Below are 25,395 nucleotides of genomic sequence, written 5' to 3'. Positions count from 1 at the left end.
GGAGCCTTCGGCATGTTGAACCCGCAGGTGCCTACGCCATCGCCTTCTGTAAATTCTCGTCGATCTTGTCGAGAAAGCCGGTGGTCGAGAGCCAAGGCTGGTCGGGGCCGATCAGCAGCGACAGGTCCTTGGTCATGAAGCCGGATTCGACCGTCTGGATGCAGACCTTTTCCAGCGTTTCGGCAAAACGCTTCAATGCGGCATTGTCGTCGAGCTTGGCGCGGTGGGCCAACCCTCGGGTCCAGGCGAAGATCGAGGCGATCGAATTGGTGGAGGTTTCCTCGCCTTTCTGGTGCTGGCGATAGTGGCGCGTCACGGTACCGTGCGCGGCTTCCGCTTCCACGGTTTTGCCGTCCGGCGTCATCAGGACCGAGGTCATCAGGCCGAGCGAGCCGAAACCCTGCGCCACCGTGTCGGACTGTACGTCGCCGTCATAGTTCTTGCAGGCCCAGACATAGCCACCCGACCATTTCAGGCTGGAGGCCACCATGTCGTCGATCAGGCGGTGCTCGTACCACAGCTTCTTGGACTTGAACTCGGCCTCGAATTCAGCCTCGTAGACTTCCTGGAAAATATCCTTGAAGCGGCCGTCATAGGCCTTGAGGATGGTGTTCTTGGTCGAGAGATAGACCGGGTAGTTGCGCAGCAGGCCGTAGTTCAGCGAGGCGCGGGCGAACTCGCGGATGGATTCATCCAGATTATACATGGCCATGGCGACGCCGGCGCCGGGCGCATCGAACACGTCGTGCTCGATCACCTGGCCATCCTCGCCGACGAACTTGATCGTCAGCTTGCCCTTGCCGGGAAAACGGAAATCGGTGGCGCGGTACTGGTCGCCATAGGCGTGGCGGCCGACGATGATCGGCTTGGTCCAGCCGGGCACCAGCCGCGGCACGTTCTTCATGATGATCGGCTCGCGGAAGATGGTGCCGCCGAGGATGTTGCGGATGGTGCCGTTCGGCGACTTCCACATCTTCTTCAGCTTGAATTCCTCGACGCGCTGCTCGTCGGGCGTGATCGTCGCGCATTTCACGCCGACGCCGTATTTCTTGATGGCGTTGGCCGAATCGATCGTCACCTGGTCGTTGGTGGCATCGCGGTGCTCGATGCCGAGGTCGTAATACTCAAGCTTGAGGTCGAGATAGGGGTGGATCAGCTTGTCCTTGATGAACTGCCAGATGATGCGGGTCATCTCGTCGCCGTCGAGTTCGACGACCGGGTTCGCCACCTTTATCTTCGCCATGGAAAGAATGCCTCGTTGTGGGAATGGGACGGCCTTGCCCGCGTGGCGTTCGGCCGGGATGCGCCCGTATATCAAAGCGTTTTTGGCCGCGCAAACGGCGATCGGTCACGAAAGCGAAGCGATCGCCCGCCATTTGCGAATGCTTCATTTTCGCGGCCGAATATGGCAGGGGACGCTGAAATGCCGCAAACAGCAGTTCATTGACAACCATGCCCGTCACCAAAGGTCCCGATAACGCTCCAACTGCCGGCCCAGCCATCATCCTCGTGGAGCCGCAGCTCGGCGAGAATATCGGCATGGTCGCGCGCGCTATGGCCAATTTCGGACTGGCCGAACTTCGCCTCGTCAACCCGCGCGACGGCTGGCCGAACGAGAAGGCGCGGGCGGCGGCCAGCCGCGCCGACCATGTCATCGACGCCGTCAAGGTTTTCGGCGATCTCGCCACAGCGATGGCCGACTTGAATTTCGTTTTCGCGACCACGGCAAGGCAACGCGACGGCTTCAAGCCCGTGCGCGGACCGGTCGAGGCGGGCAGGGTGCTCCGGGCTCGCCATGGCATGGGTCAGCGAACCGGCATCCTGTTCGGCCGCGAGCGTTTCGGCCTCTACAATGACGAGGTTGGCCTCGCCGACGAGATCGTCACTTTTCCGGTCGATCCCGATTTCTCTTCGCTCAACATCGCCCAGGCCGCGCTTCTCATGTCCTACGAGTGGATGAAATCCGGCCTCGAGGACGAGACCAAGACCAACTTTACGGGTCCGGACATGAAGCCGGCCAGCAAGGAAGATCTGCACGGCCTGTTCGCCTATCTCGAAGGTGCACTCGAAGCGCGGGGCTATTTCCGGCCGGCGCCGAAGAAGCCGAAGATGGTTGACAATCTGCGCGCCGTATTGACCCGGGCGGGATTTGCCGAGCCGGAGCTCAAGGTGCTGCGCGGCATCATCTCGTCGCTGGACAGGTTCTCGCCGGCAATGCCGCGCGGCGACGGCTCTCCGGGAGATGATCCAAGGCGGCTTCCGGCAGCGGCGCGCGCCGGCGGTCCCGGCCGCAAGACCAATGCGGATCGTCAGGTGGTTGATGACGACGACAACGTCGCGCCGCCGCTCGGCGGCAAGGGAACCGATAATGACTGATCAGCCGATCCTGATGTTCGATTCCGGCATTGGCGGGCTGACTGTGCTGCGCGAGGCGCGCGTGCTGATGCCCGACCGCCGCTTCGTCTATATCGCCGACGATGCCGCCTTCCCCTTTGGCGCCTGGGAGGAACCGGCGCTGCGGGTCCATATACTCGACCTGTTCGGCAAATTGCTCGACCGGTTCTCCCCGGCCATCTCGGTCATCGCCTGCAACACCGCCTCGACGCTGGTGATCGACGCGTTGCGCGAGAGGTTTCCCGGCCATCCCTTTGTCGGCACCGTGCCTGCCATCAAGCCTGCGGCGGAGCGTACCCGCTCCGGCCTCGTCTCCGTGCTGGCGACGCCGGGCACGGTGAAACGGCAATACACGCGCGACCTGATCAGCAAATGGGCGCAGAAGTGCCATGTCCGGCTGGTCGGCAGCGACCGCCTGGCGGGGCTGGCCGAAGCCTATATGCGCGAAGGTTTCGTCGACGAGGAAGCCGTGCGCGCCGAGATCGCCCCGTGTTTCATTGAGCGCGACGGCATGCGCACCGACATCGCCGTGCTCGCCTGCACGCATTATCCTTTTCTGGTCAACCGCATGCGCAAGACCGCACCCTGGCCGGTCGACTGGATCGATCCTGCCGAAGCGATCGCCCGGCGGGCGATGTCGCTGCTGGCGCCGGTCGATGGGCCGTTGCCGCACGGCCAACGGGATATTGCCGTCTTCACATCAGGCAAGGCGGACTTTGCCACGAGCCGTTTGATGCAGGGCTTTGGACTGGCGGTCGCCTGATTTCCGGAACATTGGCGAGGCCGTTTCGTTTTCTCCCAGGCAATGAAGGGAGAAAAACCATGCCTGCCACCTCGAAAGCCCAGCAGAAGGCCGCCGGTGCCGCACTGTCGGCCAAGCGCGGCGAGACCAAGAAGAGCGAACTCAAAGGCGCTTCCAAGGGAATGTATGAATCCATGAGCGAAAAGCAGCTCGAGGAATTCGCCGAAACCAAGCGCAAGGGGCTGCCGGAGAAAAAGAAGCACTGAGGAAGCGCTATTTGGCAACGACCTTCTTGAAGGGTTCCTCCAATGCAAGAAATAGGCCCGCGACGGGGTCGCAGGCCTTGATGCTGTTGTCGGGTCAATGGCCGACGTAATCAGCGCCAGTGGCGGCTGTTAGCGCCAGTGGCAGCTGTTAGCGCCAGTGGCAACGTCGCACTTTTTGGCGAATGACATGGCGGTGACCATGGCGCCAGACGACGCGCTTCTTGACCACGGTCCGGCATACCTGATGAGGCCGGTGGCCTTGCCAATGCCTTGCCATCGCCGGCTCAGGGGTAATGACGGCCATCGATCCGGCTAACACCGCCGCACCAGTCAGGCTTAGAAAGAACTTCTTCATCCGCATTCAGGCTCCTCTGCTCAAGTCCCTTCCTGGAGCGGTCAGCTTCAGGGAATCGCCGCCCCGCTCCGGTTTTTTACACAATCCCGGGTAGAAACCACTAGCGCTTTCCGGGAATTGTTTTAATACCGCGGGCGCGACAATCTCCCGCCGGATACGGCACCGCATTGAACAACAACATAGAAAATCGTAGATGGTCGCGCGGGCGGCGCCAGTTGGAACCTTGACAGCGGTTAAATCTCTGTTTAACAGCGCTCCCAACACCGGGCCGCAACGCCCGGTGGTTTGTTTTGCATGCGCAAGACCTCGACGGAAGCCAGTCTGTTTTCCAAGGTCTTGTTTGAACTGACGTGTCCCGTGGGTTTTTCGCCGCGTTGCGTGGAAAAACCCTGTCAGGTCTCGAAAACGGAGGCCAGAGGAGGGCGCGTTTCCTTCACCCGGACCATGAGGCTCCGGGTTATGTTGTTTTGAAAGGGAATGCGATGAGCAAGCGCGAATCCGCGAAGTACAAGATCGACCGCCGTCTGGGCGAAAACATCTGGGGCCGCCCGAAGTCCCCGGTCAACAAGCGTGAATACGGCCCCGGCCAGCACGGCCAGCGCCGCAAGGGCAAGCTTTCCGATTTCGGCCTGCAGCTGCGCGCCAAGCAGAAGCTGAAGGGCCACTATGGCGACGTTTCGGAAAAGCAGTTCCGCAAGGTCTATGAAGAGGCTGACCGCCGCAAGGGCGACACCTCGGAGAACCTGATCGGCCTGCTCGAGTCGCGTCTGGACGCGGTCGTCTATCGCGCCAAGTTCGTTCCGACCATTTTCGCCGCCCGCCAGTTCGTCAACCACGGCCACGTCAACGTCAACGGCAAGCGCGTCAACATCGGCTCGTACCGCTGCAAGCCGGGCGACGTCGTCGAAGTGCGCGAAAAGTCGAAGCAGTTGGTAATCGTCCTGGAGTCGGTCGGCCTCGCCGAGCGCGACGTGCCCGACTACATCGAAGCCGATCACAACAAGATGACCGCGACCTTCTCGCGCATCCCGGGCCTGGCGGACGTTCCGTTCGCCGTCCAGATGGAACCGAACCTCGTCGTCGAATTCTATTCGCGTTAAGCGACGGCTTTTTGCGAGACCGGAAGGGGCCGCCCATCGAGGCGGCCTTTTCTTTGTCGGCCATGTCCGCTAATCCGGGCGGCAACGAAGCTCCGAACGTTCGTTGCTCCAGGATTTGGAACCGACGCCATGAACATGCTGCCAGACGCTCAATCGCTTGAGCAGGCCGCCGACATCGAAGGCGGCTTTCACCCGCTGTTCGCCGATGTGCCGTCCTCGGTCGAGTTCAACAAGTTGCGCAAGCGGCTGCTGCGGCTGACTCGCCAGGCAATCGAGGATTTTTCGATGATCAGGCCAGGCGAGCGCTGGCTGGTGGCTCTGTCGGGCGGCAAGGATTCCTATGGCCTGCTTGCCATGCTCTTGGACCTCAAATGGCGCGGCCTGCTGCCGGTGGAGCTGCTGGCCTGCAATCTCGACCAGGGCCAGCCGAACTTTCCCAAGCACATCCTGCCCGATTACCTCAATGCCCACGGCATTGCACACCGCATCGAATACCAGGACACCTATTCCGTCGTCACCGACAAGCTGCCGCAGGGCAGTACCTATTGCTCGCTCTGTTCACGCCTGCGGCGTGGCCATCTCTATCGCGTAGCCCGAGAGGAGGGGTGCTCGGCGCTGGTGCTCGGCCATCATCGCGAGGACATTCTCGAAACCTTCTTCATGAACCTGTTTCATGGCGGTCGTCTCGCCGCCATGCCGCCAAAGCTGCTCAACGACGAGGGCGACGTCATGGTGCTGCGCCCGCTGAGCTATTGCGCCGAGATCGACCTGGAAAAGCTCGCCGCGGCGATGCGGTTCCCGATCATCCCTTGCGATCTCTGCGGCAGCCAGGAAGGTCTCCAGCGCAACGCGATGAAGGCTATGCTCGACGATATCGAAAAGCGCATGCCCGGCCGCAAGGACACGATGCTCCGTGCGTTGTCCAACACCAGGCCGTCGCATCTGCTCGACAGGAAACTGTTCGATTTCGCCGCACTCGATGAAACGCTCTCCAGCAGGCAAGACATTTCCGATGACATTTGACGATACCGCGATCGACTGGCTGGCCAGAACCCTGGCCGAAGCAGCCGAAGCCGAAATCATGCCGCGCTTTCGCCGGTTGGGCGACGGCGAGGTCCGCCAGAAGACGTCGGCCGCCGACCTGGTGACGGAAGCCGACGTCAGTGCCGAGCGATTGATCACCTCCAAGCTGCGTGAACGCTACCCAACAGCCATGATCGTCGGCGAGGAAGCCTGTTCCGACAATCCGGCGCTGCTCGATGGCCTGGGCGATGCCGATCTGGCTTTCACCATCGACCCGGTGGACGGCACTTTCAATTTCGCTTCCGGCGTGCCGTTGTTCGGCGTCATGCTGGGTGTCGTGGTCCGGGGTGAGACCGTCGCCGGCATCATCCACGATCCGGTCGGCAAGGACTGTCTGATCGGCGCCAAGGGCGCCGGCAGCCATATCAGGCATGCGCATGGCAGCCTTGAAAAGGTGCGTGTCGCGGCGCCCGTGCCGATCTCGAAAATGACCGGCTCCGTCTCCTGGCAGTACATGACCGAACCGGGGCGGTCGCGGCTGGCGCGCAACCAGACGAAAATCCTATCGCAATTCGCCTATCGCTGCGCCGCGCATGAATATCGCCTGCTGGCCAGCGGCCATGCCCATTTCGTCGTCTACAACAAGCTGATGCCGTGGGACCATCTGCCCGGCGTGCTGATCCATGCCGAGGCCGGCGGTCACGCCGCGCGTTTCGACGCCAGTGCCTACCTGCCGTCACATGTCGGCGGCGGCCTGCTTGTGGCACCCGACCGGGAAAGCTGGCGCGAGTTGCGCAGGGAACTCTGGGCGCAATAGCCGGCTGCCAATTCGAATGCCCAGCCGAGCGTCGCAAAGGCGACAATTCAATGCAGATCGGCGATGTGCCCTGAGACGGGTGGGTTCTGCGGCTGGAACATCTTGCCGCGTTCGGCGATGAAGATCATCAGCAGCGCTGCGACCGAGACGCTGCAGAAGCCGGCGGCCAACGGCGTCACCGTGCCGTTGAAAGCCTGACCGATCAGCGTGCCGAGAATGCCGCCGAGAAACGTCTGCATGAAGCCCAGGATGGACGACGCCGTGCCGGCCAGTTGACCAAGCGGCTCCATGGCCAACGCGTTGAAATTGGCGCCGAGCGCGCCGAACGGAAGCATGGCGCAGGCAAAGAAGGTGACGAACAGCCAGAGCGGCATCTTCATTTCCAGCGAAACGACCAGCCAGGCCAGGCTGATGACCAGAAACAACAGCAGCGCGCTCTGCGACAGGCGGCGCATGCCGACGCGGCCGACAAGACGCGAGTTCAGGTAATTCGAGAAGGCGAGCACGCCGGCCACGCCGGCGAAGATGACCGGAAACAATTCGCCGACATTGAATATGTCGACATAAATCTGCTGCGCCGAGGCGATGAAGCCGAACATGGCGCCGAAGATGAACGTACTGGCGAAGGCATAGCAGATCGCGACGCGGTTGGTCAGCACGATGCGAAACCCGCCGATGATGGCATTGACGGTCAATGGCCGGCGATATTCCGGATGTAGCGTCTCGGGCAGGCGCAGCAGCGACCAGGCCGAGACGACAAGCGCGCCGACGGCCATGGTGACGAAGATCAAATGCCAGGTCGCGAACAGCATGATGAACTGGCCGATGCCGGGAGCGATCACCGGGATCGCCATGAACACCATGAAGATCAGCGACATCACCTCGGCCATGCGCCGGCCATCGAACGTGTCGCGCACGATCGAAACGGCGATGACGCGCGTCGCCGCCGCGCCGATGCCTTGCACGGCGCGGCAGAGGAGAAGCGTCTCGAAGCTCGGCGAAATGGCGGCCGCGGCCGCGGCCGCCACGTAAATGATTAGGCCGGCGACGAGCGGCGCGCGGCGACCGAAACGGTCCGAGAGCGGTCCGAAAAAAAGCTGTCCGCCGCCAAAACCCAGAATATAGGCGGTGATCACATATTGCCGGTGGTTTTCGTTCTCCACGCCAAGCGAGGCGCCGATCTGCTGCAGCGCCGGCAGCATGATATCGATGGCCAGTGAATTGAGCGCCATCAGCGCCGCGCACAGCGCGATGAACTCCCAGCGCGGAATGGGCAATTTGCTTGCCGATTGCGGTGCTGACGTCTGCTGGTCCACGGCAAGTCCGATCTCTCAAACGAAAACGCGCCGGTAGCCCGGCGCATTGGCTCGTCCTGGTCCGGGTCCCGGACGCAAAATTGCCGAGGCGGGGCTGCCCCGGTGCTCAGGGCATGTCGGCAGCGACATGCCCAACCGAAATCAGGCGGCGCCTTTGACGCTCACGCCCTTCTCGACAAGGAATGTCTGCAACTCGCCCGCCTGGAACATTTCGCGCACGATATCGCAGCCGCCGACGAACTCGCCCTTGACATAGAGCTGAGGGATCGTCGGCCAGTTGGAGTACTCCTTGATGCCCTGGCGCAGTTCGGCCGAGTCCAGCACGTTCACGCCTTTGTAGTCGGCGCCGATATAGTCGAGGATCTGGACAACCTGGCCGGAAAATCCGCACTGCGGGAAACCGGGCGTGCCCTTCATGAAAAGCACGACGTCGTTGCCCTTCACCTCGTTGTCGATGTAGTCGTTGATACCGCTCATGGAATATCCTTTCCCGCCTGTGGGAGTCAGGCTCGAAGCTTTTCCTTCAGATAAACCCATAGGTTGCCCGAAACAAGACTTTAGCCGCGCCGTGGCCTGAATGGCGCAAAAGATGCGGCGTTTTGGGCCAAGCGACTCTGGATGCCGTATCCCGTAAACAGTCACTCGGGCCGGCTTGGTCGCGAGCTCCGGCACAATAGACGCTGCCGATCGGGACATCGCGGCTGCTGGTCCTCCGCCCCTCTCTGTGGAAATGCCTTAATCCGGCACGCTCGTCTGCAGTGCCAGCGCGTGCAGCACGCCGCCCATATTGCCCTTCAGCGCGTCATAGACCATCTGGTGCTGCTGCACCCGGCTTTTTCCGCGAAAGCTCTCAGCCACGACTTCGGCCGCATAGTGATCGCCGTCGCCGGCAAGGTCACGGATGGTCACCTTGGCATCCGGGATGCCCTCCTTGATCAGTTTTTCGATGTCGCGGGCATCCATTGCCATGGCAAGTTCCTGTTTTTCGGGCGGGCTGCGGCATGGCTGCCCGTGCGATGAGAGTCGGGATGAACCTAAAGCCTTTCCGGCCGGGATTGAAGCCGTTCCGTCCAACCCCCAGCGCGATTGTGGCTTACGACGCGTTCTCGCTCTAACCGCCGGCGTCGTCTGCCGGGTCGTCCTCGGGCGTCGAGAAGGTACGCCCAAGGCTGAAGGTCAGCACATAGAGGGGAAGGTTGATCGCCAGGTTGGCAATCGGCAGGTAGGCGGTCATCCGCCAGGCGGGCGAGAAGAACGGCTGGCCATAACCATCGCAGACCAGCGAGGAGCCATACTCCCACAGCGCCCCCAATGCGGCCGCGACGGCGAAAAGTTTGATGCAGGTGAAGATGTGCCTTGTCCGTGCCCGGTCCGGCAGAAGCCGGCTCCAAAGCACCAGGCAGACAAGCGGAACTGCATAGAAAAGGTTTTGCAGGCCAAGCATCGGAAGCGTGTCGTTGGCCGCGGCGAGGAACTCCGCGCGTGTTTCCAACCGGGCGCAGATCTCGCTCGAGGTCGTCGACAGCAGGAAAAAGACGAACGGGCCGAGGCACCAGAAGAAGAACAACGATGGCCAGAAGACGACTGCAAGCAGTGCCCGGGCGGCCCGTTTCCTGCGATTGAGCACGATCTTTTCCGAAAACCGGTGTCCACTTTTCGGGATCATGCTCTGGTCAAATGGCCTGATCCATGAAGCGCGGGAACCAGCCTTCGTGCGCGGCGGTCAATTCGCCGAGCGGGATCGCCCGTGCCTCGCCGAGTTTCAGCGTGTCGCCGCCGGTCGAGCCGATCCAGGGCGCGAAAATGCCGAGTTCGCTTTGCCGTTTGCGGATCGCATCCCAGTCCTCACTGTCTGGATCGATCGACAGAGTGAGGAGATAGCGGCCCTGGTCCTCGCCGAACCAGACCGGGATAGGATCGGTGCCGGCCAGCCCGGGGACGGTCGCGCCGATGCCCGATGCCATCGCCATCTCAGCCAAAGCCACGGCGATGCCTCCGTCGGAGACGTCATGCGCCGCCGTGACGATGCCCGATGCGATCAGCGAACGCACATGGTCGCCGACGCGCTTCTCATGCTCGAGGTCGACCGGGGGCGGCGGACCGTCGGAGCGGCCATGGATGTCTCTGAAATAGACGGACTGGCCGAGATGTGTGCCCCAGGAGGCGGGTGCACCGACCAGCAGGATCATCTGGCCTTGCGCCGCGAAGCCGGCCCGCACCATCTTCGACCAGTCGGCGATCAGCCCGACCCCGCCGATGGTCGGCGTCGGCAGGATGCCCTGGCCATTGGTTTCGTTGTAGAGCGAGACATTGCCGGAAACGATCGGGAAGCCGAGCGCGCGGCACGCATCGCCAATGCCCTTCACCGCGCCGACCAGCTGACCCATGATCTCCGGCCGCTCCGGATTGCCGAAATTGAGATTGTCGGTGGCGGCCAGCGGCAGCGCGCCGGTGGCGGTCAGGTTGCGCCAGCATTCGGCCACGGCCTGTTTGCCGCCTTCATAGGGATCGGCCTCGCAATAGCGTGGCGTCACGTCCGACGAGAAGGCCAGCGCTTTTGTCGGATGGCCTTCGACCCGCACCACGCCGGCATCGCCCCCGGGAAGCTGCAGCGAATTGCCCTGGATCAGCGTGTCGTACTGTTCCCACACCCAGCGGCGCGACGACAGGTCAGGCCCGCCGAGCAGTTTCAGCAGCGCGTCGGCGACATCGGCCTGCGGAACGTCATTGGCCGCAAGTGGCGCCGGCTTCTTCGGCTCGACCCACGGACGGTCATATTCCGGCGCCTTGTCGCCGAGATCCTTGATCGGCAGGTCGGCGACCTGGTCGCCTTGATGCAGAACGCGGAAGCGCAGATCGTCGGTCGTCTTGCCGACAATGGCGAAGTCGAGTCCCCATTTGTGGAAGATCGCCTCGGCCTCCTTTTCCTTTTCGGGGCGCAGCACCATCAGCATGCGCTCCTGGCTTTCCGACAGCATCATCTCGTAGGCGCTCATACGCTCCTCGCGCACCGGCACCTTGTCGAGGTCGAGCTCGATGCCGAGATCGCCCTTGGCGCCCATCTCGACCGCCGAGCAGGTAAGGCCGGCAGCACCCATGTCCTGGATGGCGATGACCGCACCGGACGCCATCAGCTCGAGACAGGCTTCAAGCAGGCACTTTTCGGTGAAAGGATCGCCGACCTGCACGGTCGGGCGCTTCTCGTCGATCTTGTCGTCGAATTCGGCCGAGGCCATGGTGGCGCCGCCGACGCCGTCGCGACCGGTCTTGGCGCCGAGATAGACGACCGGCAGGCCGACGCCCTTGGCCTCCGACAGGAAGATCGCGTCCGTCTTGGCAAGACCCGCGGCAAAAGCGTTGACCAGGATATTGCCGTTGTAGCGGGCGTCGAAATTGACCTCGCCGCCGACCGTCGGCACGCCGAAGGAATTGCCGTAGCCGCCGACGCCGGAAACCACTCCCGCCACGAGGTGCCTTGTTTTGGGATGATCGGGAGCACCGAAGCGCAAGGCGTTCATCGCCGCGATCGGCCGCGCGCCCATGGTGAAGACGTCGCGCAATATGCCGCCGACGCCTGTCGCCGCCCCTTGGTAGGGTTCGATAAACGAGGGGTGGTTGTGGCTCTCCATCTTGAAGACGACGCAGTCGCCGTCGCCGATATCGACCACGCCGGCATTCTCGCCGGGCCCCTGGATGACCCGCGGGCCGGTCGTCGGCAGCGTGCGTAGCCATTTCTTCGAGGATTTATACGAGCAATGCTCGTTCCACATTGCCGAGAAGATGCCAAGTTCGGTGAAGCTCGGCTCGCGCCCGACAAGCTCCAGGATGCGCTGGTATTCGTCTGGCTTCAGCCCGTGCGCGGCAATGAGCTCGGGCGTGATCGGCACGGAATTGGAAATGGTCATGGGCGGCGGTTTTTATCCGTGGGAGCTTGGGATTTTGAGTCTCCTCTTATCGCAAGCTTTGCGGCCGATACACCCCATGGACCGACGAAAAATGGCTGAAATCCGGAGAAAGCCGCTACGCCATTGAAAGCGCTTCGCGCGGGGGCGGCTTCAAGAGATGCGCCTTGGTCTTGTCTGGAGGCATGTCGTTGCGCTGGGCCGCCGGTGCTCCAAGGCGATGCGGATCACGAAAAACTGTCGTAGCCGGCGCGGCCTTCATCGAGGAGCCGTCGGATCGCCGCGACGCCATCCGCGATATCCTTGCGCTGTCTCGGCTGCGAAACGCCAAAACGCACAGCGTGGAAGACCCGCTCGGAACGGCCCGCCTTGAACTCATCTTCGTCGTCAATCAGCACGCCGTGCTCAAGGCAGGCTTTCTTGAACGTGCCGGAAAGCCAGGGGTCGGGCAAGGTCAGCCAGACGAAGGGTATATTGTCTTGCGACTTGAATTCGAAGCCGGTCAATGTCTCGCGCACGATGGCAATGCGGGCGGCGATCTCGGCGATGCTGCGTTTGCGTATGTCCGCGGCCTGGCCCGACAGCACCAGCCGGGCATTCACTTCGGCCAGCAGGAAGGGCATGCCGCCGGTCATCATCTTGTGGGCGACGCGGATGCGATGGCGGTAAGCGGGCGGGCAGGAGAGCCAGCCGCCGCGAACGCCGGCTGCGACCGACTTCGACAGGCCGCCTGCGACGATGGTGCGCTCGGGTGCATAGTCGGCCAGCATTGGCGTCGGATCTTCGGTCAGGCCGCCGTAAAGATCGTCCTCGATAATGACGACATTGTATTCACGCGCGATCCGCGCGATTGCCTCACGTCGCGCTGCCGGCAGGATCGCCAGCGTCGGGTTCTGGACCGTCGGCATCAGGAAGATCATCTTCGGATGCTTTTGCGCGCACACGCGCTCGAAATCGTTGGGATCGAGACCTTGATGGTCCGATGCCACCAGCGCCGTGCGACGACCGATCAGGCCGGCGCTGCGCGAAATCTGCGAATAGGTCAGGTGCTCGAAGGCGACGTAATCGCCGGGCGTGGTCAATGCCGCGATGGCCGCCATGACAGCGGCATGCGTGCCGAGGGTCGGCACGATCGTATCGGCGCTCGGTCGAAACGAGTTGCGCGACAGCCAGCTGGCGCCGGCTTCGTACCAACGCTCGGGAAAATCCCGCGTGTAGCTCGAAATCTCATGCGCGTGATCCAAAGCCGTGCGCGACAGCACTTCGGTGACGATGGCGCCCTGGCCGACATCGGGCGCCGCCGTGCTGTCGAAGCGCAGCTTGCCGCGCGGCGCATCGATGTCGCGCGTGCCTTGCGCGTCCGGCGCTATGAAGTCGGGCCTCGAGTTCTGCCGGCCGAGGACATAGGTGCCGCGCCCGACCTCGCCGCTGACCAGCCCGCGCTCGCGCAGCAATTGATAGGCCCTGCCGACCGTGCCGACGGTTGCACCGATGTCATAGGCGAGATCCCTCTGCGGTGGCAGCTTGGTCCCGGCGTCGATCACGCCGCGGTCGATATCTGACTCAATGCTGTCAGCAAGGCGCTGATAAAGCGGGCCGGAGCTGGCCGTGAGGTCGGGAAGCCAATTTGTCATGGTGACAATTTTGTATATTGCGTCGAGCGGTGAGTCAATTCACATGCAAAGTGTGGAAGAAAAGAGTGCAATTTGCAGCTTTGGTAGAGCGAAAATGGATACAATCGAGACAATCAGCCAGGCAGGCGCAGGATTGTTCGCCGCGCGACCTGTGGGCCGCGGCGGCTTTGTCAGCCGCATCGTGCGTATGGTCAAATCGCTAGGGCGCTGGATCGACGGCCTGCTGGAGCGCAGGCGCAGCCGGCTTGCCTTGCTGGACATGACCGATGATCAGTTGAAGGACATCGGCATTTCCCGCTGCGACGCCCATCGCGAAGGGATCAGGCCATTCTGGGATTGAACAGGCGCGATGCTGCGTTCAATCGGCCAATGTTCAGCCCGGCCAGCGTTCAATCCTGCTTGCGTAGCCGCACGGCTGGCGCCCTGATCCGCGATAGGCCGTGGTCGGCAAGCACGGCGCCAACGCATAGCGCCAGGAAAAGGGCGGTGATGGCCAGCGAGGCGATGGCGACGCTGGCGATGCCGTTCCTGGCGACATCGAGGAAGGGGTAGGGCACTTCGCCTGTTATGGACGCCCGTGCCAGCGCATAGGCCAGATAGGCGAGCGGATAGAGCATCCACCAGGAAACGTCTCGCCATCGCGTCTTGCCGTCGGCACCGGCGGCCAGCCACCACAGCACGAACAGTGCAGGCGTCACATAGTGCAGCAGCACGTCGCATAGCAGGAACAGGCCCTGCGGCTGCCAGAGGCGTGCCAGCACGGTGGCGTAGACCATGAAGACCACGGTGATGGCGACGGCGACGCCTGCCCGCATCCGCGCTCCGGCAAAGGCCGGAAACCAGGCATGGCCGGCGGGCGACAGCAGCGACGCATGGACGAGCACCGCGCCGATATTGGTCAGGATGGTGAAGAAGCTGAAGTAGAAGACGACGGAACCGAATAGGCCGCGGCCCGCTTCCATCGAGGCCGGAACGGTGATCGAGAACTGCAGGAAAAGACCGGCCAGCCCTGCGACCAGACCCGCGACCTGCAGCAGCCGGCCCATCCTACGCGGCGGCGGCGCAGGCCGGATTGCCGGCCTGCCAGCGGGCGATGTCGGAGCCAATGCGCGCGCCGAGGGGCTCGGCCATCAGCGGACCGAACACGTCGACACGGCTCGAATTGCCTTGCGCCTGCACCACCAGCAGCGGCTTGCCGCCATAATGCTTGGCGGGCACCAGCAGGAAGCGCGGCGTGCCGCTGAACGAATTCAGCTCATTGGCCATCTGGTAGGATTTGAAGGCCGGGTCCTTGCTGGCGATCCAGCAGTTATGCGCCGATATCGCCACCTGTTCCATGGCCAGCAGGGCCGCGCTCTTGCCGGAAGGCGGCGGCGCGCTTTTCGGGCCCGACTGGCAGGAGGCCAGCGCAATACCGGTGGCAGCCAGGAGAGCAAAGCGAGCAATCGTCAGTCTCATGGTCAGGCCGCCCCAGGTTCTGAAAGAATTTCGGAAAATATCAGGCGGCGATGCCGAGCGCGCCTTCGAACAGCGCCCGCCCGTCATTGCCGCCATGTGCCGTTTCGATCAGGTTCTCGGGATGCGGCATCAGGCCGAGCACGTTGCCCTGGCTGCTGATGATGCCAGCGATGTCGTTGATCGAGCCGTTGGGATTGGTGCCGTCCGCATAACGGAACACCACCTGGCCTTCGCCTTCGAGGCGCGCAAGCGTCTCGGCATCGGCGAAGTAGTTGCCGTCGTGATGCGCTACCGGCGAGCGGATGATCTGGCCCGGCTGGTAGCGGCGGGTGAACATGGTGTTGGCATTGGCGATCTCGAGCTTCACCTGCCGGCAGACGAATTTGAGCGAGGAGTTGCGCATGAGCGCTCCCGGCAGCAGGCCGGCCTCGACCAGGATCTGGAAACCGTTGCAGACCCCGATGACCATGACGCCCCTGGCCGCCTTTTCAGCGACCGCCCGCATCACCGGCATGCGCGCCGCGATCGCGCCGCAGCGCAGGTAGTCGCCGAAGGAGAAGCCGCCGGGAATGGCGATCAGGTCGACGTCCGGGATTTCGGTGTCGGTTTGCCAGACCGTGGCTGGCGCCTTGCCGGAAATCTTGGTCAGCGCCGCGATCATATCGCGGTCGCGGTTAAGGCCAGGCAGGAGGACGACGGCTGATTTCATTTTGGTTCGTAAGGCCTCTGAGTTTCGGCAAATTCGCGCAAATCGAGACGGCGGTCTATGCGTTCTTCAGCAACTCGCACATCAACTCATTCGTGACTTCGGGCATCCGTGCCTCCGGCACAACCTCAGGTAAGCGTTACGCTATAATTCTCAATCACCGTATTCGCCAGCAGTCTGTCGCACATGGCTTTCAGGTCGGCCTCGGCCTTGGCCTTGTCGGTCCCGGCGAGCTCGACGTCGAACACCTTGCCCTGCCGCACCGAGCCGATGCCGTCAAAACCTAGCCCCGACAGCGCATGCTCGATCGCCTTGCCTTGCGGGTCCAGCACGCCGTTTTTGAGGGTTACGGTGATACGGGCTTTCATCGATGCTCCTGAATGATCGGTATCGGCCTGCGCCGGACCTGCCGTTGCCGGCAAGCCGTTGCGGGCAATTAGTGCTTCATGCCCTTCGGCGGTTCGCTGGACGCGACGAGCACCGGTCCGGTTGGGCGCGGCGGCTCGTTCTCGTTCATGATGCCGAGGCGGCGGGCGACTTCCTGGTAGGCTTCCACGAGGCCGCCCATGTCGCGGCGGAAACGGTCCTTGTCGAGCTTGTCCTGCGTCGCCACGTCCCACAGCCGGCAGGAATCGGGCGAAATCTCGTCGGCGACGACGATGCGCATCATATCGCCCTCGAACAGGCGCCCGCATTCGATCTTGAAATCGACGAGTTGGATGCCGACGCCCATGAACAGGCCGGACAGGAAGTCGTTGACGCGGATGGCCAGCGCCATGACGTCGTCGATTTCCTGCGGGCTCGCCCAGCCGAAGGCAGTGATGTGCTCTTCAGAGACCATCGGGTCGTCGAGCGCATCGGCCTTGTAATAGAATTCGATGATCGAGCGGGGCAGGACCGTGCCTTCCTCGATGCCAAGGCGCTTGGACAGCGAACCGGCGGCGACATTGCGAACCACCACTTCGAGCGGGATGATCTCGACCTCCTTGATCAGCTGCTCGCGCATGTTGAGCCGGCGGATGAAGTGGGTCGGAATACCCATACGGTTGAGATGATTGAAGATGTGCTCGGAAATGCGATTGTTAAGCACGCCCTTGCCATCGACGACTTCGTGTTTTTTCTTGTTGAAGGCGGTGGCGTCATCCTTGAAGAACTGGATCAGCGTCCCGGGCTCTGGGCCTTCATAAAGTATCTTGGCCTTGCCTTCATAAATGCGGCGGCGATTTTTCATTTGATTTTTCTCTGGATTTGCGGGCAGGCGGCAAGCGACCAGTTCCTGTCCGTCTGCCTAAATTAGTGTGGCGACGGGGGCGTTCAATGCCGGTGTCTATCGTAATCGCCTTGTTTGCTCAATCGGCAAATCCTTTCAATCAACTGCTTTCGGGACCGAAATGCCGCAGCGCAGCAAGCCACGAAGCGTATTGACCGGCCGCCAGCCTTTTGGTTTGTGCTTCGCCATCACATATTCATCAATGCCAGCGAATCGATTTCCATCGGAGGGACGCCATGAGCAACATGAAGGATCGCGAAGAGGGTTTTGAGCGCAAATTCGTGTTCGACGAGGAGCTTCGGTTCAAGGCGTCGGCGCGCCGCAACAAGGCTCTCGGCCTTTGGGCCGCGGAAAAGCTCGGGAAATCCGGCGCCGAGGCCGATGCCTACGCCAAGGAAGTGGTTGTTTCCGATATCGAGGAAGCCGGCGATCACGACGTCTTCCGCAAGATCCGTAAGGATTTCGACGCTGCCGGCGTCAGCCAGTCGGACCATCAGATCCGCCGCACCATGGACGAATTGATGGCGCAGGCGATCGAGCAGATCAAGAACACCTGATCCAGCCGAAGCAGGTTCCGCGAAAGTGTCCCACAATTTTGCGACAGAACCTGCGGCAAATAAGAGAACGACTGGACCAATCGACCGCCCGGCCCAGCCGGGCGTTTTTCTTTGCGTTTCCCGTCGTTTCCAGCTGAAACTGCGCTCCTTAGCGAGGAAAGAGCCGATGTCCCTGAAATCCCGCCTTGCGGCCGATGAAACGCTGGTCACCGCATGGTCAGGCGTGCCGGACGCGCTGACCGTCGAAATCCTTGCCAGGCAGGGCTTCGATGCGGTCACGCTCGACATGCAGCATGGCGGCCATCATGAAGACAGCGTGTTGCGCGGCCTGGCGCCCGTGCTTGCCACCGGCAAGCCGGCATTGGTGCGTATTCCCGTCGGCCGTTTCGACATGGCCAGCCGGGCGCTCGATTTCGGCGCCGAGGCGGTGATCGCGCCGATGGTCAACTCGGTGGCGGATGCAAAACTGTTCGCTGCGGCGATGAAATACCCGCCGGTGGGCGAGCGCTCCTGGGGCCCGACCTATGCCTTCCCACGCCATGGCAAGGGTGATCATGCCGAATGGCTGCGCGACAGCAACCAGCGCACCATGGCCTTCGCCATGGTCGAGACGCGGGCGGCGCTCGATGCGCTGGACGGCATCCTCGACACACCCGGTATCGACGGCATTTTCCTGGGGCCATCGGACTTCTCGATTGCCTGGTCGAACGGCGCGACCGTCAATTCGACGCTCGAAAGCATGATGGAAACGGTGGGTTCGATCGCCGAGCGTACCCGCAAGGCCGGCAAACATGCGGCGATCTACGTCATCGAACCGGCCATCGCCGGCCGCGTCGTGGCGATGGGCTACCGGCTGCTGGCCACAGGGTCCGAGCACTCGCTGATTTCGCTGGGGGCGAAGGCGCTTTTGAGGGGCATCAAGGATTCGATCGGCGCCTGATTGAGAGCAATGATCCGGTGGGGGTCGTCAGGCCTTCAGTTCGGTCAGGAATTTGGCGAAGGTCATCGAACCTTCCGGCCAGGGGCCAAAGCCTGAATCAGCGTTGAGGTGACCCGCTTCACCGGCGTCGATGAACAGAGATCCCCACGCGCCGGCAATGTCCTCGGCGACCTCGAAGCCACAGAACGGATCGTTGCGGCTGGCAATCACCATGGACGGAAAGGGCAGCGGCTCGCGCGAGTAGGGGCCGAAGGTCATCAGGTGCCTTGGCCGTATCTCCGGATTGGCGACATCGGGCGGCGCCACGAAGAACGCGCCGGCGACCGGCTTGCGGAACTGCGGGATGGCTTGCACCGCCGCGGCAACGCCCAGCGAATGCGCGACGAGGACGACGGGCCTCTCGGCCTCGTTGACCGCACTGGCCACGCTAGCCGTCCAGTCCTCGCGCACCGGCTTAGACCATTCCGCCTGCTCGACGCGCCGCGCAGTCGACAGCTTCGACTGCCAGCGGGTCTGCCAGTGCTCGGGTCCGGAGTTGGTGTAGCCCGGGATGATGAGAATATCTGCGTCTCTGACCTTCATGGCGCTGAGATAGCGAGCGTGATTGCCTCATGCAACCGTCGATGGACGCGCTCCTGCTTGCAACGGTGAACACCATGTTCGCTTTTCGCTGTCTTGTGTGAACGATCACGATCCCGATTTATCGTCGGGAAAGAAACCGCCGTGAAGGACCGCATTTGGGCGCTGACACGACGTACAATGATCGCCGGCGCCGGGCTCCTGACCTCTGGGTTTATGCCAAGCGTCGCCGCAACGGAGACAATGATGAGCGAACTGCCCTTTGCCGCCACCACGCCGGTGAGCGTTGCCCGGGTCGGGCTGAAGGCGCGCGACGCCGAAGGCCTTGCCGCCTACTATCGCGCTGTTGTCGGCTTGCAGGAATTGAGCCGCGCCGATGGCGCGATCACGCTGGGCGCCGCTAACCGTCCGCTGTTGGTGCTGGAGCCGGATGCGTCGGCCACGCCTGACGATCCGCGCAGCGCCGGCCTGTTCCACACGGCTTTCCTGCTGCCCAGCCGTGCCGATCTCGGCCGCTGGATCAACCACGCCATATCAGACAAGATTGCCATAGAGGGCGCTTCGGACCATCTGGTCAGCGAAGCGCTGTACCTCACCGATCCCGAGGGCAACGGGATCGAGATCTATGCCGATCGCCGTCCGCAGGACTGGACGTGGAACGGCGACAAGATCGCGATGGCGACCGAGCGGCTGAACATTCCTTCGGTCGTCGCCGAAGTGCCGGCTGGCGATGCGGGCTGGCAGGGAGCGCCTGAAAACAGCATTGTCGGCCACGTCCACCTGCGCGTCGGCCGGCCGGAAGAGGCGGAAGCCTGGTGGAACCAGGAATTCGGCTTCGACACGGTGGCGAAGTATGGCGGCCAGGCTGTGTTCCTGTCGTCAGGCCACTACCATCATCATATAGGCGCCAATGCGTGGCAGAGCGCCGGCGCCGGCCGCCGCGATCCGGCCCGGTCGGGCCTTGCCTGGGTCGAGATGCGTTCCGACAACGTGACCAATGAAACGACCCGCGAAGATCCGTGGGGCACGGTGATCAGGACCATTCCCGGCAAAGCGTGATCGGCAGTTACGTCCTACGGTACCTTCTCTTCGTATAGCGACGGGGAGAAGGAAGGCCCCTCACGCCTCTCCAAAAACTCGCCGGAAGATCGTGTCGACATGCTTGGTGTGATAGCCCAGGTCGAATTTCTCGCGGATCTCGGCTTCCGGCAAGGCGGCGGTGACGTCCTTGTCGGCCAGTAGTTCTTCAAGAAAATCAGCGCCTTGCTCCCACACCTTCATGGCATTGCGCTGCACCAGCCGGTACGCATCCTCGCGAGAGACACCGGCTTGCGTCAATGCCAGCAGCACGCGCTGTGAATGCACCAGGCCGCGGAACTTGTTCATGTTCTTCAGCATGTTGTCGGGATAGACGAGCAGTTTGTCGATGACGCTGGTCAGTCGCGCCAGCGCGAAATCCAGCGTCACCGTCGCATCCGGCCCGATCATGCGCTCGACGGAGGAATGCGAGATGTCGCGCTCGTGCCAGAGCGCCACATTCTCCATCGCCGGCAGCGCGAAGGAGCGCACCATGCGGGCAAGGCCGGTGAGGTTCTCGGTCAGCACGGGGTTGCGCTTGTGCGGCATCGCCGACGAACCTTTCTGGCCAGGCGAAAAATACTCTTCGGCTTCCAGCACCTCGGTGCGCTGCAGATGCCGGATCTCGATCGCCAGCCGCTCCACCGACGATGCGATGACGCCGAGCGTGGCGAAGAACATGGCATGGCGGTCGCGCGGGATCACCTGCGTCGATACCGGCTCCGGCTTCAACCCGAGCTTTGCCGCGACATGCTCTTCGACATAAGGCTCGATATTGGCGAAGGTGCCGACCGCTCCCGAAATGGCGCAGGTGGCTATGTCCTCGCGAGCGTGCACGAGCCGCTCGCGGCAGCGCGAAAATTCGGCATAGGCTTGCGCCAGCTTGACGCCGAAAGTGGTCGGCTCGGCATGGATGCCGTGGCTGCGGCCGATGGTGACGGTATCCTTGTGCTCGAAAGCGCGGCGCTTCAGCGCCGCAAGCAGCGCATCGATGTCGGCCAGCAGCATGTCGCTGGCACGGGTGAGCTGCACCGCGAAACACGTGTCGAGAACGTCCGAGGATGTCATGCCCTGATGGATGAAGCGGGCATCGGGTCCGACGAATTCGGCGAGATGGGTGAGAAAAGCGATGACGTCGTGCTTGGTGACGCGCTCGATCTCGTCGATCGCATCGACGTCGAACTTCGCGGCATTGCCTTTTTCCCAGATGGTCTTCGCCGCCTGTTTCGGGATGACGCCGAGTTCGGCCAGCGCGTCGCAGGCATGGGCCTCGATCTCGAACCAGATGCGGAACCGGGTTTCGGGCGACCATATGGCCACCATTTCCGGCCGGGAGTAGCGAGGGATCATCGGTCAGTCCTGACGTGTCGAGAAATTTGCCCGCGTCCTAACAGAGGCGGACAAAATGCTCAACGCCGCCACCGCGCAAACCAGAGGCTGGCGGTAAACAAGGCGACGAAGCCGAGCGGAAAATAGAGCCGGACGCCCAGCACCGCGAACTGGTAGAGCGCCACCGCCATCGTGAAGATGAACTGAAGCCCCCAGGTGAGGGTGAAGGTGGGTGCATGCCATTCGGCATAGTAGGACCGGTACTGCAAGGCATACAGCCCGGCGGTCAGGCCGATTGTCGCGGCGGCGAGACCCACGAATGCGGCCGCGAAGGCGACTTCCCGGCTCCTTCCGAGCGAGACCAGCCGTGCCGCGAACAGGCCAACAGGAAAGGCCAGAGCGCCGCCGCCTGCAAACAGCAGCGTCACGGTGCGGATTTTATCTGGCGTCACCCAGCTTTCCAGCAACAGGTTGAGGAGCGCGCTGGCGCCCATCGTGGCGGCCCACAGCACAGCGCCGAGCAGCGCCGTGCGCAGCTCCGGTATGGCGCCGCGGAGGCGGCCCAGGGCGCGGAGACGCCTGGCGGGTTGGACAAGCGGTGTCACAGGCGACCGGTCACCGCGATCCAGCGATAATCCGGCCCTTCGAAGCCATATTGGCGCACCGCGATCAGCACCGCATAGGCGCTGAGACTGTCCATCGAAAAGGTCTGCACGGCTCCGATGCGGTAGCCGTTCGGGCAACCCCGGCTCTTGGGGATCGATTTGTCCTCGTGCAGCAGCTTCGTCGCGCCGCCGGCTTGCGCCTCGACGCGCAGCAGCCGAAAGCCGTTGATCTCACCCTGGCTCTCGCAGCCCTTAGTCTCGTTCATGCCGATCTCGTCCAGCCGGAACTCGAGCGGCTGGTCGACCGGCGAGAAGATCGGACGCGGATTGACCGCCATCCGATGCGGGTCGGCGGACAGCTCCGTTACCGGGTTGAAGCCCGCGGTAATGCCCTTGTTCGCGGCCAACTCCGTCTGGCTGACGACCGCTTCGCCCTTCTCGCGGGCCTGAACGCGAGCCGCCGCCAATGTGGCGTTCTCGTCGTCGAGCCGGATGCGGATAGGCGTTCCCTTGAGAAAGCGGTCGTTGCTGGTGTCGATATAATAGCGATTGGCGTAGGGAAATCCCGATCCATCCTGCACGCCATACTCCTCGAACGCGAAGACGCCGCCGTCCTTGGTGAAGCCCAGGATTTCAAGCTCGGCGACATCCCCGGCCCGGGCGGCGACGAGCGCGCAAAACTGCGCAAGCAGGCAAACGGCAAACAGAAGACGGTTTTGCATAGGGTTTTCCGCCGGGCCAACGATATCGCCATTCCCTATCACGGCAAGACGCCGGCGTCGCGCTGTCCGATAAAGCAGGCGCCATGCATCCAATCGCGGCCTCGTTTGTTATTGTCGGCAGTCCCAATGGAGAACCACCATGACCGACACCAGCAAAATTCGTGAGCATATGGAAGTGATCGGTGCCGATGGCGTTCATGTCGGCACCGTCGACAAGGTCGAGGGGCAGCGGATCAAGCTGACCAAGTCCGACAGCGGCATGGGCTCGCATAAGGGGCACCACCATTTCATTCCCCTGAGTCTTGTCGCGGAGGTCGAGGGAAAGAAGGTCTGGCTGTCGGCGAATTCCGACGTCGCGGTCACTTTCGAGGAAGAAAAGTCCGACCCCACCTGATCGCCTGTAAGTCAGCGCGACGACCAGACCGGAAACAGATCGCCCTCGGCGGGCGTGGCGGCGAAAACGCCGCGAGTGATGGCGCGCGCCATCGTGGCGCCTGCCGCGGCATAAAGGTCGATTGCCGCGTCGGCTTCGAGCCGGATACCGCTCCTGCCGGTCGCCAGCGCGAAGACCAGATCGCCATCGGCCGGCGTGTGCGTCGGCCATATGGCCCGCACGAAACCGTCATGCGCCGACATGGCCAGGCGCTTTGCGGCGGACTTGGTGAGAACGGCGTCGGTGGCGATGACGGCGATGGTGGTGTTGCCGCCGGCATCCGCCTTGCCCGTGAAGGCCTTGTCGCGAAACTTCAAAAGAATTCTTTTGGCGTCGTCCGGCATCGGCGAGGGATAGCCAAGCCCGCCAAACTCGTCGCCGATCTCGAACGGAGCCGCCCAGAAATGGCGGCTTCGGCTAATGGTCACCGAGCCGGTCGGATTGACCGCCGCCAGCGCGCCGATGGTGATGCCATTGTCAAGCAGCGTCGAAGCCGAGCCGAGGCCGCCCTTGAGGCCCGAAATCAGGGCGCCGGTACCGGCGCCCGCCGTTCCGATCTGGAAATCGGCGGCGGCATTTTGCGCTGCCTCGTAGCCGAGGTCGCGGTAGGGCGGATAACGGCCCCAGTCCTTGTCGCCCCCATTGCGCAGGTCGAACAGGATCGCCGCCGGAACGATCGGCACGCGAAAGCCTCCCACCTCAACGCCGATGCCGCGCTCGCGCAGTGCCGCCTGCACGCCGGATGCGGCGTCGAGACCGAAGGCCGAACCGCCTGAAAGCACCAGGGCATGGACCACCTCGACCAAATTGTGCGGCTCCAGCAGGTCGGTCTCGCGGGTCCCCGGCGCGCCGCCCAGGATCTGCACGCCGGCCACCGCCGGTTCGTCGCAAAGAATCGTCGTCACGCCGGATTTCAGCCTGGCATCGGAGGCATTGCCGACGCTGAGACCGGCGACGTCTGTGATCAGGTTGCGCGGGCCGGTGCGAAACATCAGTTGCTTTCCAGCGGTACGAAGCGGGCGCCATCGAAACGGAAGACGCGGTACGGAGTCCGGCTGAGGTCGCCCTTGGCATCAAAGCGCACCGGCCCAATCGCCGTGGTGAAATCATGTTGGATGAGGGCCTCGGCAAGCGGCCTGCCGGAGCTTGCCGCTTCCGCCATGGCCGCCTTGGCGGTTTCTACCGCCGCATAGGCCGGCAGCGTGTAGCCGTCCGGCACGATGTTTTGCGCGGCAAACGCCTCGAGCACCTTGGGATCGGCGACATCGGCCCATTCGGGGGGAGCGATCATCAGCGTTCCCGTGGCATAGGGCACTGCGCCGGGCGGCGTGCGCAGGTTCTCACCGCCGGCGAATACGATGCCGGCGTTGAGTTGCGCGGCGTCGCGACCCATGATGGCGATGTCGTCGCCGTCGCCACCGGCAAAGACATGGGTCGCGCCCGCCTTCTTCAGCCGGCCAACCAGACCGATCTGGTTGTCGAGCTGCGGCCGGAACGTATCGACGAACACCGGTTTCAGCGCCGCCTGTTCGGCCGCCGCCCGCAACGTCTCGGCGATCTCACGGCCATAGATAGTGCCGTCATCGATGACGGCGAACAGTTCATTCTGCCAAAGCCGTGTGAGGGTGGCGGCGACGGCGTTGCGCTCGTCGTCGCCCCTCGGTCCGAGCCGGTAGACCGGCCAGCCGGTCTTGGGACGGCGGTCCGTCAGGCTTTCGGTTCGCACGCCAACAGTGATGACAGGGATGCCTGCGTCCTTCAGGATCGGCATCGCCGCCTCGATCGCTTCCGTACAGAGAAATCCAACCACCACATTGACCTTCGCGGCCGCGAATTCCCGGGCTGCCGCGGCACCCCCCTCGGCCGTGCAGGCATCGTCGATGGTCTTGAGCTCGATGCCGTTCACCTGGGCCATCTCGGCGCCCGCCTCGATCTGCCTGCCGAGGATCGCCGAGGATCCGGAGAGCGGCGCGGCAACGCCGACAAGCAGCGTCTGGGCGCTGGCGGCGCCGGTCAGCAGCAGCCAGGCCAGCGCGGCAGATATCGTTCCCCCGGGTCGCATCCTGTCGAAGACTTCCTCCAAGCGAGCCCGGATGGTCCCGGCGCCACTCCCGCCAAGACCTAAAGGCTGCCCGGTCTTGGCGCAACACGCGAATTTCGGGATATGGGC

30 protein-coding genes are annotated in these 25,395 nt (G+C 63.0%); 11 read left to right on the top strand and 19 right to left on the bottom strand.

Going from position 1 to position 25,395, the window contains the following annotated elements; translation table 11 throughout:
- Positions 1-31 precede the first annotated feature (31 nt).
- Positions 32-1,243 carry an NADP-dependent isocitrate dehydrogenase gene (locus LB533_RS08660; protein WP_140637892.1) on the bottom strand — a complete coding sequence of 404 codons (1,212 nt, stop codon included), beginning with the start codon at positions 1,241-1,243 and terminating at the stop codon, positions 32-34.
- Between the two features lie 209 nt (positions 1,244-1,452).
- On the opposite strand from LB533_RS08660, the gene LB533_RS08655 reads away from it, so the two are divergent.
- The 3 genes from LB533_RS08655 to LB533_RS08645 are packed head-to-tail and all read left to right on the top strand — an operon-like array spanning position 1,453 to position 3,402.
- Complete coding sequence (locus LB533_RS08655) at positions 1,453-2,376, top strand: RNA methyltransferase (protein ID WP_140637893.1); 924 nt, start codon at positions 1,453-1,455, stop codon at positions 2,374-2,376.
- Positions 2,369-3,157, top strand: a complete 789-nt coding sequence (gene murI / locus LB533_RS08650) for a glutamate racemase (RefSeq protein ID WP_140637894.1) — start codon at positions 2,369-2,371, stop codon at positions 3,155-3,157. The genes LB533_RS08655 and murI overlap by 8 nt, the downstream gene beginning before the upstream one ends.
- Positions 3,158-3,216: 59 nt before the next feature.
- Positions 3,217-3,402 carry a DUF3008 family protein gene (locus LB533_RS08645; protein ID WP_140637895.1) on the top strand — a complete coding sequence of 62 codons (186 nt, stop codon included), beginning with the start codon at positions 3,217-3,219 and terminating at the stop codon, positions 3,400-3,402.
- A 148-nt stretch (positions 3,403-3,550) separates the two neighbouring features.
- Here the strand turns inward: LB533_RS08645 and LB533_RS08640 are convergent, their stop codons facing one another.
- Positions 3,551-3,763 carry a hypothetical protein gene (locus LB533_RS08640; RefSeq protein ID WP_224556760.1) on the bottom strand — a complete coding sequence of 71 codons (213 nt, stop codon included), beginning with the start codon at positions 3,761-3,763 and terminating at the stop codon, positions 3,551-3,553.
- A 476-nt stretch (positions 3,764-4,239) separates the two neighbouring features.
- Here LB533_RS08640 and rpsD point away from each other — a divergent pair, with 476 nt between their 5' ends.
- From rpsD to LB533_RS08625, 3 genes are all read left to right on the top strand, one after another.
- Positions 4,240-4,857 carry a 30S ribosomal protein S4 gene (rpsD, locus tag LB533_RS08635; RefSeq protein ID WP_140493847.1) on the top strand — a complete coding sequence of 206 codons (618 nt, stop codon included), beginning with the start codon at positions 4,240-4,242 and terminating at the stop codon, positions 4,855-4,857.
- A gap of 129 nt (positions 4,858-4,986) precedes the next feature.
- On the top strand, positions 4,987-5,880 hold the full coding sequence (gene ttcA / locus LB533_RS08630; RefSeq protein WP_140637896.1) for a tRNA 2-thiocytidine(32) synthetase TtcA: 894 nt from the start codon (positions 4,987-4,989) through the stop codon (positions 5,878-5,880).
- Positions 5,870-6,697 (top strand): inositol monophosphatase family protein, encoded by an 828-nt coding sequence (locus LB533_RS08625; protein ID WP_140637897.1) that lies wholly within the window; start codon positions 5,870-5,872, stop codon positions 6,695-6,697. Before ttcA ends, LB533_RS08625 begins: the two co-directional genes overlap by 11 nt.
- A 47-nt stretch (positions 6,698-6,744) precedes the next feature.
- Here the strand turns inward: LB533_RS08625 and LB533_RS08620 are convergent, their stop codons facing one another.
- From LB533_RS08620 to LB533_RS08595, 6 genes are all read right to left on the bottom strand, one after another.
- The gene (locus LB533_RS08620; protein ID WP_140637898.1) at positions 6,745-8,013 is read right to left on the bottom strand and encodes a multidrug effflux MFS transporter; all 1,269 of its coding nucleotides are present in this window, start codon (positions 8,011-8,013) and stop codon (positions 6,745-6,747) included.
- Positions 8,014-8,154: 141 nt separating this feature from the next.
- The gene (gene grxD / locus LB533_RS08615; RefSeq protein ID WP_013532137.1) at positions 8,155-8,490 is read right to left on the bottom strand and encodes a Grx4 family monothiol glutaredoxin; all 336 of its coding nucleotides are present in this window, start codon (positions 8,488-8,490) and stop codon (positions 8,155-8,157) included.
- A gap of 258 nt (positions 8,491-8,748) precedes the next feature.
- Positions 8,749-8,982, bottom strand: coding sequence for a BolA/IbaG family iron-sulfur metabolism protein (locus LB533_RS08610; RefSeq protein WP_140637899.1), 234 nt, complete (start codon positions 8,980-8,982; stop codon positions 8,749-8,751).
- Positions 8,983-9,124: 142 nt separating this feature from the next.
- Positions 9,125-9,679 (bottom strand): hypothetical protein, encoded by a 555-nt coding sequence (locus LB533_RS08605; protein WP_224677010.1) that lies wholly within the window; start codon positions 9,677-9,679, stop codon positions 9,125-9,127.
- A 7-nt stretch (positions 9,680-9,686) separates the two neighbouring features.
- The gene (purL, locus tag LB533_RS08600; RefSeq protein ID WP_140637901.1) at positions 9,687-11,918 is read right to left on the bottom strand and encodes a phosphoribosylformylglycinamidine synthase subunit PurL; all 2,232 of its coding nucleotides are present in this window, start codon (positions 11,916-11,918) and stop codon (positions 9,687-9,689) included.
- A 224-nt stretch (positions 11,919-12,142) separates the two neighbouring features.
- Complete coding sequence (locus LB533_RS08595) at positions 12,143-13,549, bottom strand: PLP-dependent aminotransferase family protein (RefSeq protein WP_140637902.1); 1,407 nt, start codon at positions 13,547-13,549, stop codon at positions 12,143-12,145.
- Here LB533_RS08595 and LB533_RS08590 point away from each other — a divergent pair.
- Positions 13,548-13,889, top strand: a complete 342-nt coding sequence (locus LB533_RS08590; RefSeq protein ID WP_411970880.1) for a DUF1127 domain-containing protein — start codon at positions 13,548-13,550, stop codon at positions 13,887-13,889. The two genes, LB533_RS08595 and LB533_RS08590, sit on opposite strands and share 2 nt — an antisense overlap.
- A gap of 49 nt (positions 13,890-13,938) precedes the next feature.
- Here the strand turns inward: LB533_RS08590 and LB533_RS08585 are convergent, their stop codons facing one another.
- The 5 genes from LB533_RS08585 to purC form a co-directional block, all read right to left on the bottom strand.
- Positions 13,939-14,595, bottom strand: a complete 657-nt coding sequence (locus LB533_RS08585) for a Pr6Pr family membrane protein (protein ID WP_140637903.1) — start codon at positions 14,593-14,595, stop codon at positions 13,939-13,941.
- A 1-nt stretch (position 14,596) separates the two neighbouring features.
- A complete protein-coding gene (locus LB533_RS08580; protein WP_140637904.1) occupies positions 14,597-15,007 on the bottom strand; it encodes a hypothetical protein in 411 nt (136 codons plus the stop codon).
- A 40-nt stretch (positions 15,008-15,047) separates the two neighbouring features.
- On the bottom strand, positions 15,048-15,716 hold the full coding sequence (gene purQ, locus LB533_RS08575; protein ID WP_140637905.1) for a phosphoribosylformylglycinamidine synthase subunit PurQ: 669 nt from the start codon (positions 15,714-15,716) through the stop codon (positions 15,048-15,050).
- 125 nt (positions 15,717-15,841) lie between these two features.
- The gene (gene purS, locus LB533_RS08570) at positions 15,842-16,081 is read right to left on the bottom strand and encodes a phosphoribosylformylglycinamidine synthase subunit PurS (protein WP_140517697.1); all 240 of its coding nucleotides are present in this window, start codon (positions 16,079-16,081) and stop codon (positions 15,842-15,844) included.
- A 68-nt stretch (positions 16,082-16,149) separates the two neighbouring features.
- On the bottom strand, positions 16,150-16,944 hold the full coding sequence (purC, locus tag LB533_RS08565; protein ID WP_127282327.1) for a phosphoribosylaminoimidazolesuccinocarboxamide synthase: 795 nt from the start codon (positions 16,942-16,944) through the stop codon (positions 16,150-16,152).
- Between the two features lie 275 nt (positions 16,945-17,219).
- Here purC and LB533_RS08560 point away from each other — a divergent pair, with 275 nt between their 5' ends.
- Positions 17,220-17,540: a DUF1476 domain-containing protein gene (locus LB533_RS08560; RefSeq protein ID WP_140493820.1), complete on the top strand. Its 321-nt coding sequence runs from the start codon at positions 17,220-17,222 to the stop codon at positions 17,538-17,540.
- Positions 17,541-17,706: 166 nt separating this feature from the next.
- Complete coding sequence (locus tag LB533_RS08555; protein ID WP_140637906.1) at positions 17,707-18,480, top strand: HpcH/HpaI aldolase family protein; 774 nt, start codon at positions 17,707-17,709, stop codon at positions 18,478-18,480.
- 27 nt (positions 18,481-18,507) lie between these two features.
- Here LB533_RS08555 and LB533_RS08550 read toward each other — a convergent pair whose 3' ends face one another.
- Entirely contained in the window at positions 18,508-19,062 is a 555-nt protein-coding gene (locus LB533_RS08550; protein ID WP_140637907.1) for an RBBP9/YdeN family alpha/beta hydrolase, read from the bottom strand.
- Positions 19,063-19,305: 243 nt separating this feature from the next.
- On the opposite strand from LB533_RS08550, the gene LB533_RS08545 reads away from it, so the two are divergent.
- Positions 19,306-20,118: a VOC family protein gene (locus LB533_RS08545; protein WP_140637908.1), complete on the top strand. Its 813-nt coding sequence runs from the start codon at positions 19,306-19,308 to the stop codon at positions 20,116-20,118.
- Between the two features lie 60 nt (positions 20,119-20,178).
- Here the strand turns inward: LB533_RS08545 and purB are convergent, their stop codons facing one another.
- The 3 genes from purB to LB533_RS08530 are packed head-to-tail and all read right to left on the bottom strand — an operon-like array spanning position 20,179 to position 22,792.
- Positions 20,179-21,486, bottom strand: coding sequence for an adenylosuccinate lyase (gene purB / locus LB533_RS08540; RefSeq protein ID WP_140637909.1), 1,308 nt, complete (start codon positions 21,484-21,486; stop codon positions 20,179-20,181).
- A 59-nt stretch (positions 21,487-21,545) separates the two neighbouring features.
- Positions 21,546-22,010 (bottom strand): hypothetical protein, encoded by a 465-nt coding sequence (locus tag LB533_RS08535; RefSeq protein WP_181169278.1) that lies wholly within the window; start codon positions 22,008-22,010, stop codon positions 21,546-21,548.
- Between the two features lie 56 nt (positions 22,011-22,066).
- Positions 22,067-22,792 carry a DUF2259 domain-containing protein gene (locus LB533_RS08530; RefSeq protein WP_140637911.1) on the bottom strand — a complete coding sequence of 242 codons (726 nt, stop codon included), beginning with the start codon at positions 22,790-22,792 and terminating at the stop codon, positions 22,067-22,069.
- A gap of 139 nt (positions 22,793-22,931) precedes the next feature.
- On the opposite strand from LB533_RS08530, the gene LB533_RS08525 reads away from it, so the two are divergent.
- Positions 22,932-23,186: a DUF2171 domain-containing protein gene (locus LB533_RS08525; RefSeq protein WP_140637912.1), complete on the top strand. Its 255-nt coding sequence runs from the start codon at positions 22,932-22,934 to the stop codon at positions 23,184-23,186.
- A gap of 11 nt (positions 23,187-23,197) precedes the next feature.
- Here the strand turns inward: LB533_RS08525 and LB533_RS08520 are convergent, their stop codons facing one another.
- Entirely contained in the window at positions 23,198-24,217 is a 1,020-nt protein-coding gene (locus tag LB533_RS08520; protein WP_140637913.1) for a P1 family peptidase, read from the bottom strand.
- Positions 24,217-25,287 carry a branched-chain amino acid ABC transporter substrate-binding protein gene (locus LB533_RS08515; RefSeq protein WP_140637914.1) on the bottom strand — a complete coding sequence of 357 codons (1,071 nt, stop codon included), beginning with the start codon at positions 25,285-25,287 and terminating at the stop codon, positions 24,217-24,219. Before LB533_RS08515 ends, LB533_RS08520 begins: the two co-directional genes overlap by 1 nt.
- Positions 25,288-25,395: the final 108 nt, after the last annotated feature.

Source organism: Mesorhizobium sp. BR1-1-13, assembly GCF_020165515.1.
In the GTDB taxonomy this organism is placed as follows: Bacteria; Pseudomonadota; Alphaproteobacteria; order Rhizobiales; family Rhizobiaceae; genus Mesorhizobium.
The sequence above is the reverse complement of the archived record's forward strand: the minus strand, read 5'-3'. Positions and strand labels throughout refer to the sequence as shown.

Excerpts from the sequence above, each read along its gene's own strand:
- LB533_RS08660 (WP_140637892.1), bottom strand. The coding sequence starts at position 1,243 with ATGGCGAAGATAAAGGTGGCGAACCCGGTCGTCGAACTCGACGGCGAC.
- LB533_RS08655 (WP_140637893.1), top strand. The coding sequence starts at position 1,453 with ATGCCCGTCACCAAAGGTCCCGATAACGCTCCAACTGCCGGCCCAGCC.
- murI (WP_140637894.1), top strand. The coding sequence starts at position 2,369 with ATGACTGATCAGCCGATCCTGATGTTCGATTCCGGCATTGGCGGGCTG.
- LB533_RS08645 (WP_140637895.1), top strand. The coding sequence starts at position 3,217 with ATGCCTGCCACCTCGAAAGCCCAGCAGAAGGCCGCCGGTGCCGCACTG.
- LB533_RS08640 (WP_224556760.1), bottom strand. The coding sequence starts at position 3,763 with ATGCGGATGAAGAAGTTCTTTCTAAGCCTGACTGGTGCGGCGGTGTTA.
- rpsD (WP_140493847.1), top strand. The coding sequence starts at position 4,240 with ATGAGCAAGCGCGAATCCGCGAAGTACAAGATCGACCGCCGTCTGGGC.
- ttcA (WP_140637896.1), top strand. The coding sequence starts at position 4,987 with ATGAACATGCTGCCAGACGCTCAATCGCTTGAGCAGGCCGCCGACATC.
- LB533_RS08625 (WP_140637897.1), top strand. The coding sequence starts at position 5,870 with ATGACATTTGACGATACCGCGATCGACTGGCTGGCCAGAACCCTGGCC.
- grxD (WP_013532137.1), bottom strand. The coding sequence starts at position 8,490 with ATGAGCGGTATCAACGACTACATCGACAACGAGGTGAAGGGCAACGAC.
- LB533_RS08610 (WP_140637899.1), bottom strand. The coding sequence starts at position 8,982 with ATGGCAATGGATGCCCGCGACATCGAAAAACTGATCAAGGAGGGCATC.
- LB533_RS08605 (WP_224677010.1), bottom strand. The coding sequence starts at position 9,679 with ATGATCCCGAAAAGTGGACACCGGTTTTCGGAAAAGATCGTGCTCAAT.
- purL (WP_140637901.1), bottom strand. The coding sequence starts at position 11,918 with ATGACCATTTCCAATTCCGTGCCGATCACGCCCGAGCTCATTGCCGCG.
- LB533_RS08590 (WP_411970880.1), top strand. The coding sequence starts at position 13,548 with ATGGTGACAATTTTGTATATTGCGTCGAGCGGTGAGTCAATTCACATG.
- LB533_RS08595 (WP_140637902.1), bottom strand. The coding sequence starts at position 13,549 with ATGACAAATTGGCTTCCCGACCTCACGGCCAGCTCCGGCCCGCTTTAT.
- LB533_RS08585 (WP_140637903.1), bottom strand. The coding sequence starts at position 14,595 with ATGGGCCGGCTGCTGCAGGTCGCGGGTCTGGTCGCAGGGCTGGCCGGT.
- LB533_RS08580 (WP_140637904.1), bottom strand. The coding sequence starts at position 15,007 with ATGAGACTGACGATTGCTCGCTTTGCTCTCCTGGCTGCCACCGGTATT.
- purQ (WP_140637905.1), bottom strand. The coding sequence starts at position 15,716 with ATGAAATCAGCCGTCGTCCTCCTGCCTGGCCTTAACCGCGACCGCGAT.
- purS (WP_140517697.1), bottom strand. The coding sequence starts at position 16,081 with ATGAAAGCCCGTATCACCGTAACCCTCAAAAACGGCGTGCTGGACCCG.
- purC (WP_127282327.1), bottom strand. The coding sequence starts at position 16,944 with ATGAAAAATCGCCGCCGCATTTATGAAGGCAAGGCCAAGATACTTTAT.
- LB533_RS08560 (WP_140493820.1), top strand. The coding sequence starts at position 17,220 with ATGAGCAACATGAAGGATCGCGAAGAGGGTTTTGAGCGCAAATTCGTG.
- LB533_RS08555 (WP_140637906.1), top strand. The coding sequence starts at position 17,707 with ATGTCCCTGAAATCCCGCCTTGCGGCCGATGAAACGCTGGTCACCGCA.
- LB533_RS08550 (WP_140637907.1), bottom strand. The coding sequence starts at position 19,062 with ATGAAGGTCAGAGACGCAGATATTCTCATCATCCCGGGCTACACCAAC.
- LB533_RS08545 (WP_140637908.1), top strand. The coding sequence starts at position 19,306 with ATGAGCGAACTGCCCTTTGCCGCCACCACGCCGGTGAGCGTTGCCCGG.
- purB (WP_140637909.1), bottom strand. The coding sequence starts at position 21,486 with ATGATCCCTCGCTACTCCCGGCCGGAAATGGTGGCCATATGGTCGCCC.
- LB533_RS08530 (WP_140637911.1), bottom strand. The coding sequence starts at position 22,792 with ATGCAAAACCGTCTTCTGTTTGCCGTTTGCCTGCTTGCGCAGTTTTGC.
- LB533_RS08525 (WP_140637912.1), top strand. The coding sequence starts at position 22,932 with ATGACCGACACCAGCAAAATTCGTGAGCATATGGAAGTGATCGGTGCC.
- LB533_RS08520 (WP_140637913.1), bottom strand. The coding sequence starts at position 24,217 with ATGTTTCGCACCGGCCCGCGCAACCTGATCACAGACGTCGCCGGTCTC.
- LB533_RS08515 (WP_140637914.1), bottom strand. The coding sequence starts at position 25,287 with ATGCGACCCGGGGGAACGATATCTGCCGCGCTGGCCTGGCTGCTGCTG.